This window comes from Cupriavidus sp. GW822-FHT06G04 (assembly GCF_058799075.1).
Map to the genome: position 1 here is coordinate 307,485 of NZ_JBXALD010000002.1, position 12,714 is coordinate 320,198.

Here is a 12,714-nt window from a genome sequence, read left to right on the forward strand (position 1 = left end):
CGTCCGGCCATCATACTTGCTGAAACGGCATGGCAGTGATCGCGGAATGATTGGTTTCAGATTGAAAATATTTGTAAATCCATGGCACCGACGACCGGGGTGAGCGGTGGACGCAAGGCTAGAATCGCGAATGACGAAAACAAATAGTATTCCCCGCTCAGCGCCTGCAGTACGCGCCCGAGGATCCGAAATCATCCGCCGGGCCAGCCGCATGGTGGGGTGGGCGCTACTTGGACTGGTGCTGCTGGGTCTTTCCATTCTTGGGGCGGAAATGCTGCGCCGGTCGACCGGCCTGGTCACCAACCTGTTTACCCGCACCCTGATCTGGTCCTGCGTTGCATACCTTTTCGCATTCGTGCTCACGCTGCGGTCCTTGCACCTGCCCGCGGCAGAGGGCAACAGCCTGGTTGGCCTGTCGGTAACGCTGTCGTTTGCGGGGTTACTGGTCGGGTTTGCAATCGTCAGGCTCGAGTATTCGCGCGTCGCCCTGCTGTTCAGCTACTTCGGCACGCTTGCGTGGGCCTGGATCGGCTACCGCCTGTTCGTGCGCAACTACATTCCGACGTTCGGGTACTCGGACCAGGCAGCGCTCACCCAGCTTGAGAGCATTCTCAGCATGCCGGGCGCAGCGCCGCCGAGCCCGCATCGGCTCGAGGAAATCTATTCGCTGAAGGACGCCACCGGATGCGATGCGCTGATGGTCGATCGCAACGCCACGGCCGACCCCGACCGCACGCGCAAGTTGTCGCAATTGAAAATGACGCATGTGCGGCTCTATTCGGTGGAACGTATCGGCGAGATGCTGACCGGCCGCGTCGGTCTGGCACATATCGATGAGAATTTTCTCGACGACTACGCCAAGCATTACTTCTACGGTTTCTTCAAGCGACTGCTCGACATCGTTGCGGTGCTTTGCCTGGCGCCGATCGCGCTGCCGCTGAGCATCGTGACGGCCCTCGCGGTACGGCTGGAATCGGCCGGACCGGTTGTGTTCCGCCAGCAGCGCGTCGGCCTGTTTGGCCGGCACTTCGTCATGCTGAAATTCCGCAGCATGACCACCGATGCGGACGCTCCGGCGCAGTTCGCGGCCAAGCAGGATCCGCGCGTCACCCGCGTCGGCCGCATCATCCGCAAATACCGGCTGGACGAGATTCCCCAGTTGTGGAATGTGTTGATCGGCGACATGAGCCTGATCGGGCCGCGCCCCGAGCAGGTGCCGATGGTCGAGCAGTTCTCGCAGAGCATTCCCTACTATCCGTATCGCCACCTGGTCCGGCCCGGCCTGTCGGGCTGGGCGCAGGTTCAGCAGGGTTACGTGGGCACGCACGCGGAAACGGTCACCAAGCTCAGCTACGACCTCTATTATGTGAAGCATTGCTCGTTCGCCCTTGATCTGCTGATTGCCATCAAGACCTTGCGGACCCTTCTGACCGGCTACGGTGCACGTTGACCCTTCACGCGTTTTCCGCCACTGAACGACCCTTGCGCATTCTCCTGGTTACCACGGGCCTGCGCATGGGGGGCGCCGAACAACAGGTCGCCGCGCTGGCGCGTGAATTCCTCGATCGAGGCAACCGCGTGGCCCTGATCAGCCTCACCCCGGATTGCGAAGTGCCGATGCCGGACGCCGTGGAGCGTCTGATGCTTGACATGCGCAAGACGCCGGTCTCGATGGCCCTGGCCCTCGCGGCGGCGCGCCGCTTTGCCTGCCGCTGGCAGCCGGACATCGTCAACGCGCACATGTTCCACGCCAACATGTTCGCCCGCGTGCTGACGCGCGTGGCGGCTCTGCCGCCGCTGATCTGCGCCGCGCACAGCTTTTCCGAAGGCGGCCGGTTGCGCATGACGCTGTATCGGCTGACCAACACCTGGTGCACGCTCACCACGCAGGTGAGCCAGTCCAGCCGAGCCGAGATGATACGGGCCGGCGCCGTGACGGGCGACCGCGTGCGCGTGATGTACAACGGCATCGACACGGACAAATTCAGACCCGACGCGCTGCTGCGCGAGCAGACACGCGCGCAGCTTGGACTGGGCGCGGGAACGCGCATGGTGCTCAACATCGGCCGCCTTGCCGCCGAGAAAGACCAGGCGGCGCTGATCGATGCGTTTGCACGCCTGGACCGCTCCACGCCGACGCGGCTGTTCATTGCCGGCGACGGGCCGCAACGGCCCGCGCTCGAAGCGCGGATCGCCCATCATCGCCTGCAGGACCAGGCCGTGCTGCTGGGCACGCGTCACGATATTCCAGCGCTGCTGAATGCGGCCGACGTCTTCGCGCTATCGTCGCGCATCGAGGGCATGCCGCTCGTGCTGGGCGAGGCCCTGGCTTGCGAGTGTCCGGTCGTGGCCACATCGGCACCCGGCGTGGCCGAGTTGCTGGGCGATGTCGGCGCGATGGTGCCGGTGGGGGATACCGATGCGCTGGCGCGCGCCATGCTGCGCACGCTGGCCACGGTGGACACGGCTTCCGCCGACCGTCGGGTTGGCCGCGAACGCATCGTCACGCATTTCGGCATCGCGGCCGCCGCGGATCGGTGGCTGGCGCTCTACCACGAACTCAGCGCCCCCTCGCGCGGCCACACCGGCCACGCCCATCCATGCGCCGGCGCATAGCAGGCAATGTCGGCTGGATGCTGCTGGACCGGGGCGCGCAGGTGCTTGCGGGTGTCGGCGTCGTTGCAATCCTGGCGCGCACACTTGGCACTGACGGCTTCGCCGCCTTCCAGTACGCGCAGTCGCTCGTGTTCATTGGCGCATCGGTCGCACTGATCTGTGGCGGCGAAGTGGTCATCCCGAGACTGGTTGCACTAAGCGACGCCACACGTCAGCACCGCTTGCTCGTACATGTCTTCTGGCTGCGCTTGCTGGCGGGCGTGGGCGGCTACGCCCTGGTCGCCGGCTTCCTGGCCGCCACCGGTCAGCCAGCGCGGAACTGGTGGCCCGCGCTGATTCTTGGCCTGGCTATCCTGTTGCGCGAACCCTTCGGCGTGGTCATCGCCTGGATGCAGGCGCGCACCGAAACCCGGCCCGTCGTACTGATCAATGTTGCGGCGCTGGCCCTGAAGGTCGGCACGGTCATCGTATTGGCGCTGTGCAGCATCGAGCTGACGGGCGCCTATGCGACGGCGTTCGTGTTGGAACCGGTGCTTGCCGCCATCCTGCTTTGCGCGCTTTACCGCCGGCGGATGCCGGTTTCGCGTGTGCCGATCGACCTCAATTTGAGCCGCCAACTGCTGCACGACGGTGCGCTGTTCTGGGTCAGCTTCATGCTGATGATGGCGGCACGGCGCATCGACCAGTTGATTCTCCATCCGCATGTCGAGGCCGCGGAGTTTGCCGCCTATGCCGCGTCGATGCAGATCGTCGACAACTTCACGGCGCTGGGCAGTATCCTGGCCAGCGGCATCGCGCCGCTATTCGTGTACGCAAAAAGCGAGCGCGCCGCCGGCATTGCCAACGTTGGCAAACTCGCACTCTTCCTGGCCGTCGTAGGCGCGGCCGGCGCCATCGTCCTGGCGGTAATGGCGCCGTGGATCGTACATCTGCTTTACGGCTCGGCCTTTGCGGATGCCATTGTGTTGATGCAACTCGCGATCCTGGCGAGTCCATTGGTGTTCGCCGACGTCGGCTTCACCGTTCTGGCCGCCTATCTGCGCAAGCCGCGCTGGATCGCAGCCAAGTGGGCGCTCGCATGCGCGGCGACCGTTGCCGTGGATTTGCTTGCCATTCCGCGACTCGGCGCGCGCGGGGCAATCCTGGGATATGCGACATCTGGTGCGCTGGCAGTGCTGGCCGGCATCGTCACATGGGCGTACGCACGCCGGACACAGCAGTCATGAGCCAGACGCCGGTCATTTGCTTCCTGACGGGCACGATGAACGCGTACGCCGGCGCCGAGCGGATGACGGCGGTTGTCGCCAACGCGCTCGCCGCGCGCGGCTACGTGGTTCACATCGTCAGTCTGTTCGATCCCACGACATGTTTCGCGCTGCATCCGGATGTGGAACTGCGCGCCCTGTTTGACACGCGGCCGTCGTTCAAGCGCCATTACCTGACCGCAGTCAGACGCATCCGCGAGGACGCCAGGCGCCACGGCATCGACATCATGATCGAAGTCGATCCGATGTTGACGCTGTTCACCCTGCCCGCCCTGGCCCGAACCGGCGTGCGCCGCATTGGCTGGGAACACTGTCATTTTGGCGAGGACCTGGGCAAGCCATTGCGGCGCGTAGCGCGTCGCCTTGCGGCGCGCACCGCGTCGGCCATCGTGGTGCTGACGGCCGCAGATCAAGCGCATTGGCGCACGGCGATCCGGCACGCATTTGACGTGCGCGCCATCGCCAATCCGCTGCCCTTCGACCTGCCTGCCGAACCCGCGGCGGGCAACACACGCAAAGTCCTTGCGGTGGGCCGCCTGGTGCCGGCAAAAGGCTTCGACGTGCTGCTGCGCGCGTGGAAGACAGTCGTTGTCGCCGCACCCGGCTGGCAGCTCGAGATCGTCGGGGAAGGTGCGGAACGGCAGGCATTACAGACGCTGATCGAGGAGCTTGGCATCGGTGACACCGTGTCGATGCCCGGCGCGCGGCGCGACGTGGAAACCGCATATCGCGGCGCCAGTGTCTTCTGCCTGAGTTCGCGCTATGAAGGATTCGGACTGGTGCTTCTGGAGGCGATGGCGCATGGCCTGCCGGTGGTGGCAACCGCCTGCGACACCGGGCCCAGGTCGCTGCTGCAGGACGGTGTCAACGCGCGCGTCGTACCCGTGGATTCGGCGGACGCGCTCGCGGCGGGGCTGCTCGATGTCATGGACAGCCCACCTTTGCGGCATCGGCTGACTGATGGCGGCCGGCAGACGGCCAGGGCACACACCGTCGACCAAATAGTTGGCCAATGGGAATCGCTTCTGCGGGACGTGGCGGCCCGGGCATGACGTCCGGCCATGCCGCGGGCGACTAGCGCGAGCGAATGCGCCGCACCCAGCGGATGACGATCCACGCCCGTTGCATCACCAGCAAGTGGAGGCCTGTAAAAAGCAGGAAGCCGGCAAAGATGATCGACTCCGGCACGCCCTTTTTCCACGCGACCACGCCGATCAGGCCCAGCACGAAATTGCCCACGAGCAGAAACCAGACGGTTTGCTTGGTGCTGAAACCCATGCGCAGCAGCAGATGGTGGAGGTGGGTGCGGTCGGCCGAAAGCGGATTCTTGCCCTGCACCGCCCGCCGGATCACGACGGCCAGCAGGTCGATCAGGATCAGTCCGACCACCCACAGCATCACCGCCGGTGGCACGTGGCCGCCAGGGTTGTACTCCTTCTGCGACAGTTCGACGGAGAACCAGCTGATCCCGTAGCCAAGCAGCAGGCTGCCGGCGTCGCCGAGGAACACCAGCCGCTGACGCAGCGGACTCGGCATGTTGAAAAGCAGGAAGCCCGCAATCGCGCCGCACATCAGCAGGCAGATCCGCAGCGCCCCGGGGTTGCCCACGTCATGCGCCAGCCACGAAAACCATGCGAACACGATCAACGACAAGCCCCCGGCCAGGCCGTCCATGCCGTCGGTCATGTTGATGGCATTGACCACAGACAGCGTGGCCAGCAGCGTGAGCGGGATGCCCCAGGCGTAGAGAATCACGTCGCGCTTGTACAGCAGGTCTCCCAGCGAGTGCAGATACACCTCGCCCCACGACGTCATCAGAATCGCCGCGAAGAACTGAAACGCCAGCTTGCTCAGCGGCGACACGCCGTTGAGGTCGTCGAAAAGCCCGACCAGCGCCAGCAATGTCAGGCCGATATAGAGCGCGGTGTAGTGATCGTAGCCCCGCACGAACATTGCGCTGGAAATCCATAACGCAATCAGGATCGCCATGCCGCCCACCAGCGGCGTGGATCCTTCGTGCCGCTTCCTGCCGCCAGGGTGGTCAAGCAGGCCGCCGCGCGTTGCCAACGGCCGCAGGATCAGTACAGCGCCCGCGCTCAGCATGGCCGAGATCGCGGGGAGCCAGAAAAATTCGAACATGGAAACTCAGATCTGTATCGGCAGCGCGAAGGTTGCGATTTTTTTCGCGCAAAAACGATTCGCGTAGAATGTGCCGGGTTCACGCCGCAGCCAGGTGCGCGCGCAGCCAACATTAAACTTCACATCATGATGCTCCGATAGTGGGGCCGGCCCTCAGCGTTGTGCACGGCACACGCGCCACTTCGGTTTCGTCCATGCTCTTGCCTATTTATCTTGTATCGCGTAACGGGGTCAAAAATACCGGCGGAGTCGAACGTGTGGTCCATCTGCTCCAAAATGACCTGATCCGCCACGGGGCCCAAGTAGCACTAGTTGACGAAGCAACGGTTTTACCACAGTTCCTGCGCGGCAAGCGCATTACCCAGTTTTTGTTTCCTTTGGCCGCTTCTGCCTGGCTGTGGGTGCGCCGAATATCGGGACACAGGTTCGAGACCATTTCGAATTCGTCGTACACACCGGTCTACCCCTCCGAAGCAGTAATCGTGCACGGCTCGGCCACCGGTTATATTCGGGCGCTTGCCGGATCGGGTAACCGGTTTCTGGGCATGCGGGTGCTGGCGCTGCTGGAAGGCATGACGATGCGCCGCGCGCGCCGGGTGGTTTGCGTCTCGGAAGCGGTGCGCGACATTTGCGTCGAAGCGCATGACGTGCCCGCCGAAAAATGCACGGTCATTCATAACGGCATCGACGCGTCCGTATTCCATCCGCGGCCGAAGTTCGTTGGCGACAGGGTGCGGCTCGGATTTGCCGGCCGGCTCGAGTATGGCAAGGGACTGCCATACCTGATCGATATTGCCCGCTGGGTCGGCACCCAGCGCGATGTCGAACTGACCATCGCCACCACCAGCGACGCGCCGGCCGCGCTGCAAGGCCTGCCCAACGTCACGATCATGTCGGGCCTCGCGCCGCAGCGGATGGGCGAGTTCTACGACCGAATCGACGTGATGGTCTTCCCTTCGCTGTTCGAAGGGTTTGAGCTGGTGACCCTCGAGGCACTGGCTTCGGGCGTCAGCGTACTGGGCACGCGGGTCGGCGCGTGCGACGTATTCCTGCGCCAGGGTGTGCCATGGGTCAGCGAATTGCCAGCGGACTCCGCGGCCTTCTTCGAGCAGGCGCCCGGGATTTTCGCCCGTTTGCGTCAGCATTCCGATCCCGCCGCGATGCATGCCCTGATTGCGCGCTCCTTTTCCATTGCGCGGTTCTGCGATCAGCTCCGCGCCCAATTGCAATTATTGAATTCGTGAAGGTTCTGCTGATTTCACCCAACGGCCTGCAGGAACTATCGGGAGGCGGGCTCTACCTGCGATCGCTGGCACAGGCGCTTTGCGGCGTGCGGGGCGTAAGCCAGGTCACGGTCGTCAGCAAGGACATGGGAGACGGCGAGATTTTCGATTTCCCGTCCCATTGCCAACGCGTATATCTCGAAAAGAACAAAACCCGCGACGTCGTCGCGCGGCTGCGCCTTTACCCCACGTACCTGATTACCCATCGCCCGCTGCTGATGCGCCACGCCCGCACCGCCGACGTGGTGCTGTTCCATAATTCGCGCTGCGGCGGGTTGATGGCGGAAATGCGCAGGAAAATGCCGGGCAAGACCTATGGCATCCTGAGCGACAACGTCGAGGCCGAGCTAAAACGCCAGCATCGTGAAGGAAATGTGTTACGACAGGTAAGCAATGCCGTCGATACCTGGCTGATCCGTCGCGCGGAAGCACCGAGCCGCTTTGCCGACTTCGTGACATTTATCACCGAGGCGGATCGCGCGCTATTTGATCGCCAATACGGCACGCCCGGGCGCACCGGAATATTGCCGATTTCGCTGCCGCCGGGTGAGTCGGGCGAAGCGGGCGCCGGCGGCGCGTCCAGCATCCCGAAAATTCTCTTTACGGCACATTTCGGGTTCGAACCGAATCAAAGCGCCCTGCGTGATTTTGCCGAGGTGGCTCGACTGTTTTCCCGAATATCGGACGTGCGGGCGGACTTCGTCGTGGCAGGCGCACGGGCGGCCGAAATGGCGGCCGGCTACCCCGGACTGACGGTGGTGGACGGGCCTTCGCCGGCAGCCATGGCGCAGACCTTTGCAGGCGCCACCGTCTACCTGGCACCCGTCAGCTGGGGCAGCGGCATGAAAACCAAGGTGGCGGAAGCGCTGTCATTTGGGCTGCCCGTGATTTGCATGCCGAATGCGGCGGTTGGCTATGACGCCGCACTGAGTGACACCGAATTCTGCCGTGCAATTTGCGTGGTGGAAAATGCCTCGGAGATGGCGAGCACACTTCACAGAATTTTACAAACCCGGGATCTCTCGCCACTCCGGCATGCTGCAACCGCAGCATTCAATGCTTTATACTCGCATGCGTCGCAAACCAGGCGGCTTGAACTGCTTCTCCCTGCACAATGACCATGCCGAGCGCAAAAAAACTGGTTAGCGTCATTACACCCGTTCATAACGACGGAAAGTATATCGGCGCAACTGCCAGCTCGATTCTGCAGCAGAGCCTGACCGATTTTGAGTGGATTCTGGTCGACGATGGCTCCAATGGCGAGACGGCCTCCGTCCTGGCCAGCCTCGCCGCGTCCGATTCACGTATTCGAATCATTACCAATCCGGTCGCATATGGCCCCGCGCGCGCGCGCAATATCGGAATCGCGGCAGCCGAGGGCGAATTCGTCGCATTTCTCGATGCCGACGACATCTGGGATGCACATAAACTGGAGCAGCAGGTGCGGTTTATGCGCGAACACGATCTCGATTTCAGCTACCACGACTATATTCCGTTCGAAGACGGCAGCGGCCGGCCAATATCGAAAATATGCGGGCCGAATCGATTGACGTTGTTTTCTCATAATTCGCGACGCGGCGTCGGGTGTCTGGCTGTAATGCTCAAGCGCGACATCGCCGGCGACGGCGTGTTTCCCGCCATGCCGCCCGGCCATGTCGCCGAGGACTTCGCGGCATGGGCCATCCTCATCAAAGGTGGCTTGCGTGGTGAACGCCTGCCGAAAACGCTGGCGTGGTACCGCGTTCGCAAGCGGTCCTTTTCGTCGAACAAGATTCGCTCCGCCCATTCCGTCTGGTTCATCATGCGGACCATGGAAGGGTTCGGCAAGATCACGTCGGCGTTCTTCCTAACCAGCTACCTGTTAAACGCCATGACATCGCGGCTGATGGCGCGCATCGCCAGCCCGCACCAGACTCTGGCATCGCCTCCATGGCATTGAATGCCCTGATCTCGGGTCTGGGCGTTCTACTGAAGTTGCTCTGCGGCCTTGCCGCCAACAAGATCCTCTCGACCCAGCTCGGCCCCATCGCTTTTGGCGCCTGGGGCAACGTCTTCAGCCTGGCCACCCTCTACACCACCTTCTCGAACGGCGGCATTGCGCAGGGCCTCGTGGCACGGCTCTCGACGCCAACTCAGGACGAGCGCGCGCGCGACCAGTGGCTGAACGGCGGGATGCTGTTTGCGCTCTGCGTACCGGTGCTGATCGCGGTGTGGCACAGCGGCTTCCGGCAGTTGGGTATCGTCAGCGGCGCGCAGGCGCTTGGTCCGCTGGCGGCGCTGGCGCTTGGCCTGCTGGCCGGACTTGCACTGCAGATCCAGGCAAGCGTGCTGGCGCAAGGCCGCTCGAGGCTGAACGCGTTGGTGCTGGCGTTCTCGGGCATCGCGGCGCTTGCCAGCTACTGGTGGTTCGTGACGCCGGGCTCGGTGCAAAGCGCCGTCCATGCCCTGATCGCCGGATTTGCCGCCACGCTCGTCGCCTGGCTCGCGGTTGCCGCATTCACCCGCACCCGCTGGCACGGCGGCCTGGCGTCGCTGTCCGACGGCATGGCCGCGGCGCGCGCGCTGGCGCCCTATGTGTTGATTGCGCTAGCGCCGGCGGTGGTCGGCACGGCGGCCGTGATCACGGTGCGTGAAGTCGTTTCGGTGCGCGTCGGACCCGAGGCGGCGGGGCTCTGGCAGGGCATGTTCCGCATTTCGGATGCCGTTGTCGCCATGGCGCAGGCCGTGGTCAGCTTCGTGCTGCTTCCGGAAGTGTTTCGCAGCGGCGCGCCTGGCCGGTCGCTCAAGTCGCGCCTGCCGACATATGCGGCGCTGGTGGCCCTGGGCTTTGCCGTGGGTGCGGCCATCCTCTGGCAGGCTGCCGACGTCGTGGTGCGCACGCTGTATTCGGATGCCTTTTCGGGCATCGCCCCGTTGCTGTGGATCGAACTGCTTGGCGACGCGTTCAAAGCCTTGGCCATGCCGTTCGTGGCGTTCTTCATTTACCAGAGAAATCTGCGTTTTTCCTGGGCGCTCGAGCTGATTTTTTCGGCCTGCTTCGTGTTGGCCACCTACATACTGACCGGCATGAGCGGCCTCGCAGGTGCGGCCGTGGCCTATGCACTGGCAAACCTCGTACTGCTGGTGGTTGCTTTCGTTTTGTTTCTTGGAGTCCGGGATGCCTGAGCTGTCGTTACTCGCGATACTGCTTCTGGCGGTTGCGAATCTGATCAGCGGCGCCTTTGGCGATCTCGCCTGGCAGGCTCCGCTGACCGCATTGACGTTCTTCGCATGCATGTACAGGGTCAGTCATGCGGCCACCAGCCGGTTCAATCCAACGATGCTCATCTGCGCCACTACGACGCTGTTCCTGCTGAGCCGTTTCCTGATTACCTACTTCGCCGGATGGGCCGATTATCGCTATGGCGACTGGTTTCTGATGGGTCCGATGGACGAGGTGCTCGTCGCCAAGGCGCTTGCAGCGATCTGTCTGTTCCTCTGCGGCATTGCGATTGTGGCTGGCCGGCTTGGCGATCTGCCCCGCCGCGAGGACAGCTACCTTGGCACAATCGCGTTGCGCATGGGCCTGGCGATCTTGCCGTTCACGCTGTATCGGGTCTACATCAACGTCGACACGTGGCGCACGGGCGACTACCTGGCAATGTACAAGTACGGCGGTCCCGGCGGCATTCCCTACGCGCTGGGCGGCTGGCTGATCCTGTGCGTGTTCGCCTACCTGGCGTCGCGCCCGCGGCTGCGCCCGGCACTCGCCGGATACGCGGTCGGCATCCTGCTCTGCGCGCTGGACATGTTCAAGGGCGCCCGCGGCATTCCCATGGCGCAGATCATCGGCCTGACGTGGCTGCTGGTGACGACGCAGGACATCCGCGTGTCCTGGTGGAAAGCCGGCGCCGCGGTATTCAGCATGGCGCTGCTGGCCGACGTGGTGGGTCGCGTGCGAATCGGCATGCCCATTACCACTGCGCTGACCGGCGATCCGTTCGAGACACTGTTCGGCTTTTTCTACGGCCAGGGCGTGAGTCTGATCTTCGTGGTGTCCACGCTCAAGCACATCGCGCAGTTCACGCCGGTCGTGGACGGCCTGCAATCGACCTTTGCGATCTTCATCGATGGCTACCATCGCACCTTCGGCAGCCTGCCCACGGGCCAGACGCTGGAATTCGCGCACCAGACGGCCAGCCTCGCGCATCGGCTGTCGTTCATCGTCGATGCGGAAATGTACCTGAACGGCAAGGGCATGGGCGGCTCGGCGGTGGCCGAATCGATGCTGTACACGCCGCTGGTCGGACCGCTGCTGGCGGGTGCTTTCACAGGCGGCGTGCTCAAGGTGCTCTATCGCGTAGCCAGGATGGCGCCGCTGGGCCTGTTCATTCTGGCGGCAACGCTGCCCTTCTTCCTGCTGATCCCGCGCGAAAACCAGCTCTTCTTCGTCGTGCCGATGTGCAAGGCACTGCTGTTTGCCGCAATCGTCTACGTCATTGCCAAGATCCACCATGTCAGACAGCCAGCCTAAGGTGACGGTGGTCGTCCCGACCTACAAGCGCGCCCATCTGCTGCCGCAGACCATCGCATCGTATCTGCAGCCTGAAGTGGCGCAGCTCGTTCTGGTGGACGACTGCTCTCCGGACGATACGCCCGAGGTGGCCCGGCAGTTGATGCAGCGCCATCCGCAGGTCACATATCTGCGCAACGCGGTCAATGGCAAGCAGACGACGTCGAAGAACCGGGGCAAGGCGCTGGCGCAGACCGAGTACGTGTACTTCGGCGACGACGACTCCATCCTGCAGCCCGGCGCGATGGCGCGGCTGCTGCTGACCGCGGCGGAAACGTCCGCCGATATCGTGGGAGCCTCCGCGCTTTACCTGCGCGACGACAGGGACACCGATGAGGCCGTGATGCGACGCCGGAACGTCGCCGGCAATGCCGACGACGTGGTGCGGCTCGATCGCCTGCAGTTCGACTTCGCCGCGGCGGCATCGCGGCCCATCGACGTACCGGTGTGCCACGCATCGTTCCTGATCCGCACCGACGCCGCCAAGGCAATCGATTTCGACACAGGCTACGTGGGCAACTGCTACCGGGAAGAAACCGACTACCTCGTACGCTCGCGGGCGCGCGGCATGAAGATTGTCTACGAGCCGCGCGCCGTGCAGATCAACCTGCCGCCGTCTCAAGCGACCGGCGGTGCGCGCGGGCGCGGGCGGCTGTCCTACGAAAGCTACGCGCTCTACAACACCGCGCGCTTCCTGTTCCGAAACCGGCAGGCACTGAAGGTGGCGGACGCGCGCTGCAACGCGGCCATGATGCTGGGCTGGTACGTCCAGGGTCGCGTCGCTGCCGTACTGTCGCGAGTAGGCAGCGCGATGGCTCGCAAGCTGTCCGCACGATAGGAAAGCTGCGCCCGACAAGGC

Annotated in this window: 11 protein-coding genes; 10 read left to right on the plus strand and 1 reads right to left on the minus strand. The window is 63.7% G+C overall.

Features of this window, described 5'->3' with window-relative positions; translation table 11 throughout:
- Nucleotides 1–130 precede the first annotated feature (130 nt).
- Genes AC1RKI_RS05435 through AC1RKI_RS05450 form a run of 4 tightly spaced genes read left to right on the plus strand, consistent with a single transcriptional unit; the run spans nucleotide 131 to nucleotide 4,933 of the window.
- Nucleotides 131–1,450 carry a sugar transferase gene (locus tag AC1RKI_RS05435; protein ID WP_150982564.1) on the plus strand — a complete coding sequence of 440 codons (1,320 nt, stop codon included), beginning with the start codon at nucleotides 131–133 and terminating at the stop codon, nucleotides 1,448–1,450.
- Nucleotides 1,451–1,482: 32 nt separating this feature from the next.
- On the plus strand, nucleotides 1,483–2,616 hold the full coding sequence (locus tag AC1RKI_RS05440) for a glycosyltransferase (RefSeq protein ID WP_492794597.1): 1,134 nt from the start codon (nucleotides 1,483–1,485) through the stop codon (nucleotides 2,614–2,616).
- The gene (locus AC1RKI_RS05445) at nucleotides 2,601–3,842 is read left to right on the plus strand and encodes an oligosaccharide flippase family protein (RefSeq protein ID WP_341247908.1); all 1,242 of its coding nucleotides are present in this window, start codon (nucleotides 2,601–2,603) and stop codon (nucleotides 3,840–3,842) included. Before AC1RKI_RS05440 ends, AC1RKI_RS05445 begins: the two co-directional genes overlap by 16 nt.
- Nucleotides 3,839–4,933, plus strand: coding sequence for a glycosyltransferase family 4 protein (locus AC1RKI_RS05450; RefSeq protein ID WP_150982566.1), 1,095 nt, complete (start codon nucleotides 3,839–3,841; stop codon nucleotides 4,931–4,933). The genes AC1RKI_RS05445 and AC1RKI_RS05450 overlap by 4 nt, the downstream gene beginning before the upstream one ends.
- A gap of 22 nt (nucleotides 4,934–4,955) precedes the next feature.
- Here the strand turns inward: AC1RKI_RS05450 and AC1RKI_RS05455 are convergent, their stop codons facing one another.
- Nucleotides 4,956–6,020 carry an MraY family glycosyltransferase gene (locus AC1RKI_RS05455; protein ID WP_244785866.1) on the minus strand — a complete coding sequence of 355 codons (1,065 nt, stop codon included), beginning with the start codon at nucleotides 6,018–6,020 and terminating at the stop codon, nucleotides 4,956–4,958.
- A 194-nt stretch (nucleotides 6,021–6,214) separates the two neighbouring features.
- Here AC1RKI_RS05455 and AC1RKI_RS05460 point away from each other — a divergent pair, with 194 nt between their 5' ends.
- Genes AC1RKI_RS05460 through AC1RKI_RS05485 form a run of 6 tightly spaced genes read left to right on the plus strand, consistent with a single transcriptional unit; the run spans nucleotide 6,215 to nucleotide 12,693 of the window.
- Nucleotides 6,215–7,264 carry a glycosyltransferase family 4 protein gene (locus tag AC1RKI_RS05460; RefSeq protein ID WP_492794594.1) on the plus strand — a complete coding sequence of 350 codons (1,050 nt, stop codon included), beginning with the start codon at nucleotides 6,215–6,217 and terminating at the stop codon, nucleotides 7,262–7,264.
- Nucleotides 7,261–8,421: a glycosyltransferase gene (locus AC1RKI_RS05465; protein WP_492794593.1), complete on the plus strand. Its 1,161-nt coding sequence runs from the start codon at nucleotides 7,261–7,263 to the stop codon at nucleotides 8,419–8,421. The genes AC1RKI_RS05460 and AC1RKI_RS05465 overlap by 4 nt, the downstream gene beginning before the upstream one ends.
- A 2-nt stretch (nucleotides 8,422–8,423) precedes the next feature.
- Entirely contained in the window at nucleotides 8,424–9,242 is an 819-nt protein-coding gene (locus AC1RKI_RS05470) for a glycosyltransferase family 2 protein (protein ID WP_170292662.1), read from the plus strand.
- On the plus strand, nucleotides 9,233–10,468 hold the full coding sequence (locus AC1RKI_RS05475) for an MATE family efflux transporter (RefSeq protein ID WP_244785872.1): 1,236 nt from the start codon (nucleotides 9,233–9,235) through the stop codon (nucleotides 10,466–10,468). The genes AC1RKI_RS05470 and AC1RKI_RS05475 overlap by 10 nt, the downstream gene beginning before the upstream one ends.
- Entirely contained in the window at nucleotides 10,461–11,816 is a 1,356-nt protein-coding gene (gene wzy, locus AC1RKI_RS05480) for an O-antigen polysaccharide polymerase Wzy (RefSeq protein ID WP_170292663.1), read from the plus strand. Before AC1RKI_RS05475 ends, wzy begins: the two co-directional genes overlap by 8 nt.
- Nucleotides 11,797–12,693 (plus strand): glycosyltransferase family 2 protein, encoded by an 897-nt coding sequence (locus AC1RKI_RS05485; RefSeq protein WP_492794591.1) that lies wholly within the window; start codon nucleotides 11,797–11,799, stop codon nucleotides 12,691–12,693. The genes wzy and AC1RKI_RS05485 overlap by 20 nt, the downstream gene beginning before the upstream one ends.
- Nucleotides 12,694–12,714 lie beyond the last annotated feature (21 nt).

What these genes read in the sequence shown, in the direction of transcription:
- AC1RKI_RS05435 (WP_150982564.1), top strand. Translation starts at nt 131, where the DNA reads ATGACGAAAACAAATAGTATTCCCCGCTCAGCGCCTGCAGTACGCGCC.
- AC1RKI_RS05470 (WP_170292662.1), top strand. Translation starts at nt 8,424, where the DNA reads ATGCCGAGCGCAAAAAAACTGGTTAGCGTCATTACACCCGTTCATAAC.
- AC1RKI_RS05475 (WP_244785872.1), top strand. Translation starts at nt 9,233, where the DNA reads ATGGCATTGAATGCCCTGATCTCGGGTCTGGGCGTTCTACTGAAGTTG.
- AC1RKI_RS05485 (WP_492794591.1), top strand. Translation starts at nt 11,797, where the DNA reads ATGTCAGACAGCCAGCCTAAGGTGACGGTGGTCGTCCCGACCTACAAG.
- AC1RKI_RS05450 (WP_150982566.1), top strand. Translation starts at nt 3,839, where the DNA reads ATGAGCCAGACGCCGGTCATTTGCTTCCTGACGGGCACGATGAACGCG.
- AC1RKI_RS05460 (WP_492794594.1), top strand. Translation starts at nt 6,215, where the DNA reads ATGCTCTTGCCTATTTATCTTGTATCGCGTAACGGGGTCAAAAATACC.
- AC1RKI_RS05455 (WP_244785866.1), bottom strand. Translation starts at nt 6,020, where the DNA reads ATGTTCGAATTTTTCTGGCTCCCCGCGATCTCGGCCATGCTGAGCGCG.
- AC1RKI_RS05445 (WP_341247908.1), top strand. Translation starts at nt 2,601, where the DNA reads ATGCGCCGGCGCATAGCAGGCAATGTCGGCTGGATGCTGCTGGACCGG.
- wzy (WP_170292663.1), top strand. Translation starts at nt 10,461, where the DNA reads ATGCCTGAGCTGTCGTTACTCGCGATACTGCTTCTGGCGGTTGCGAAT.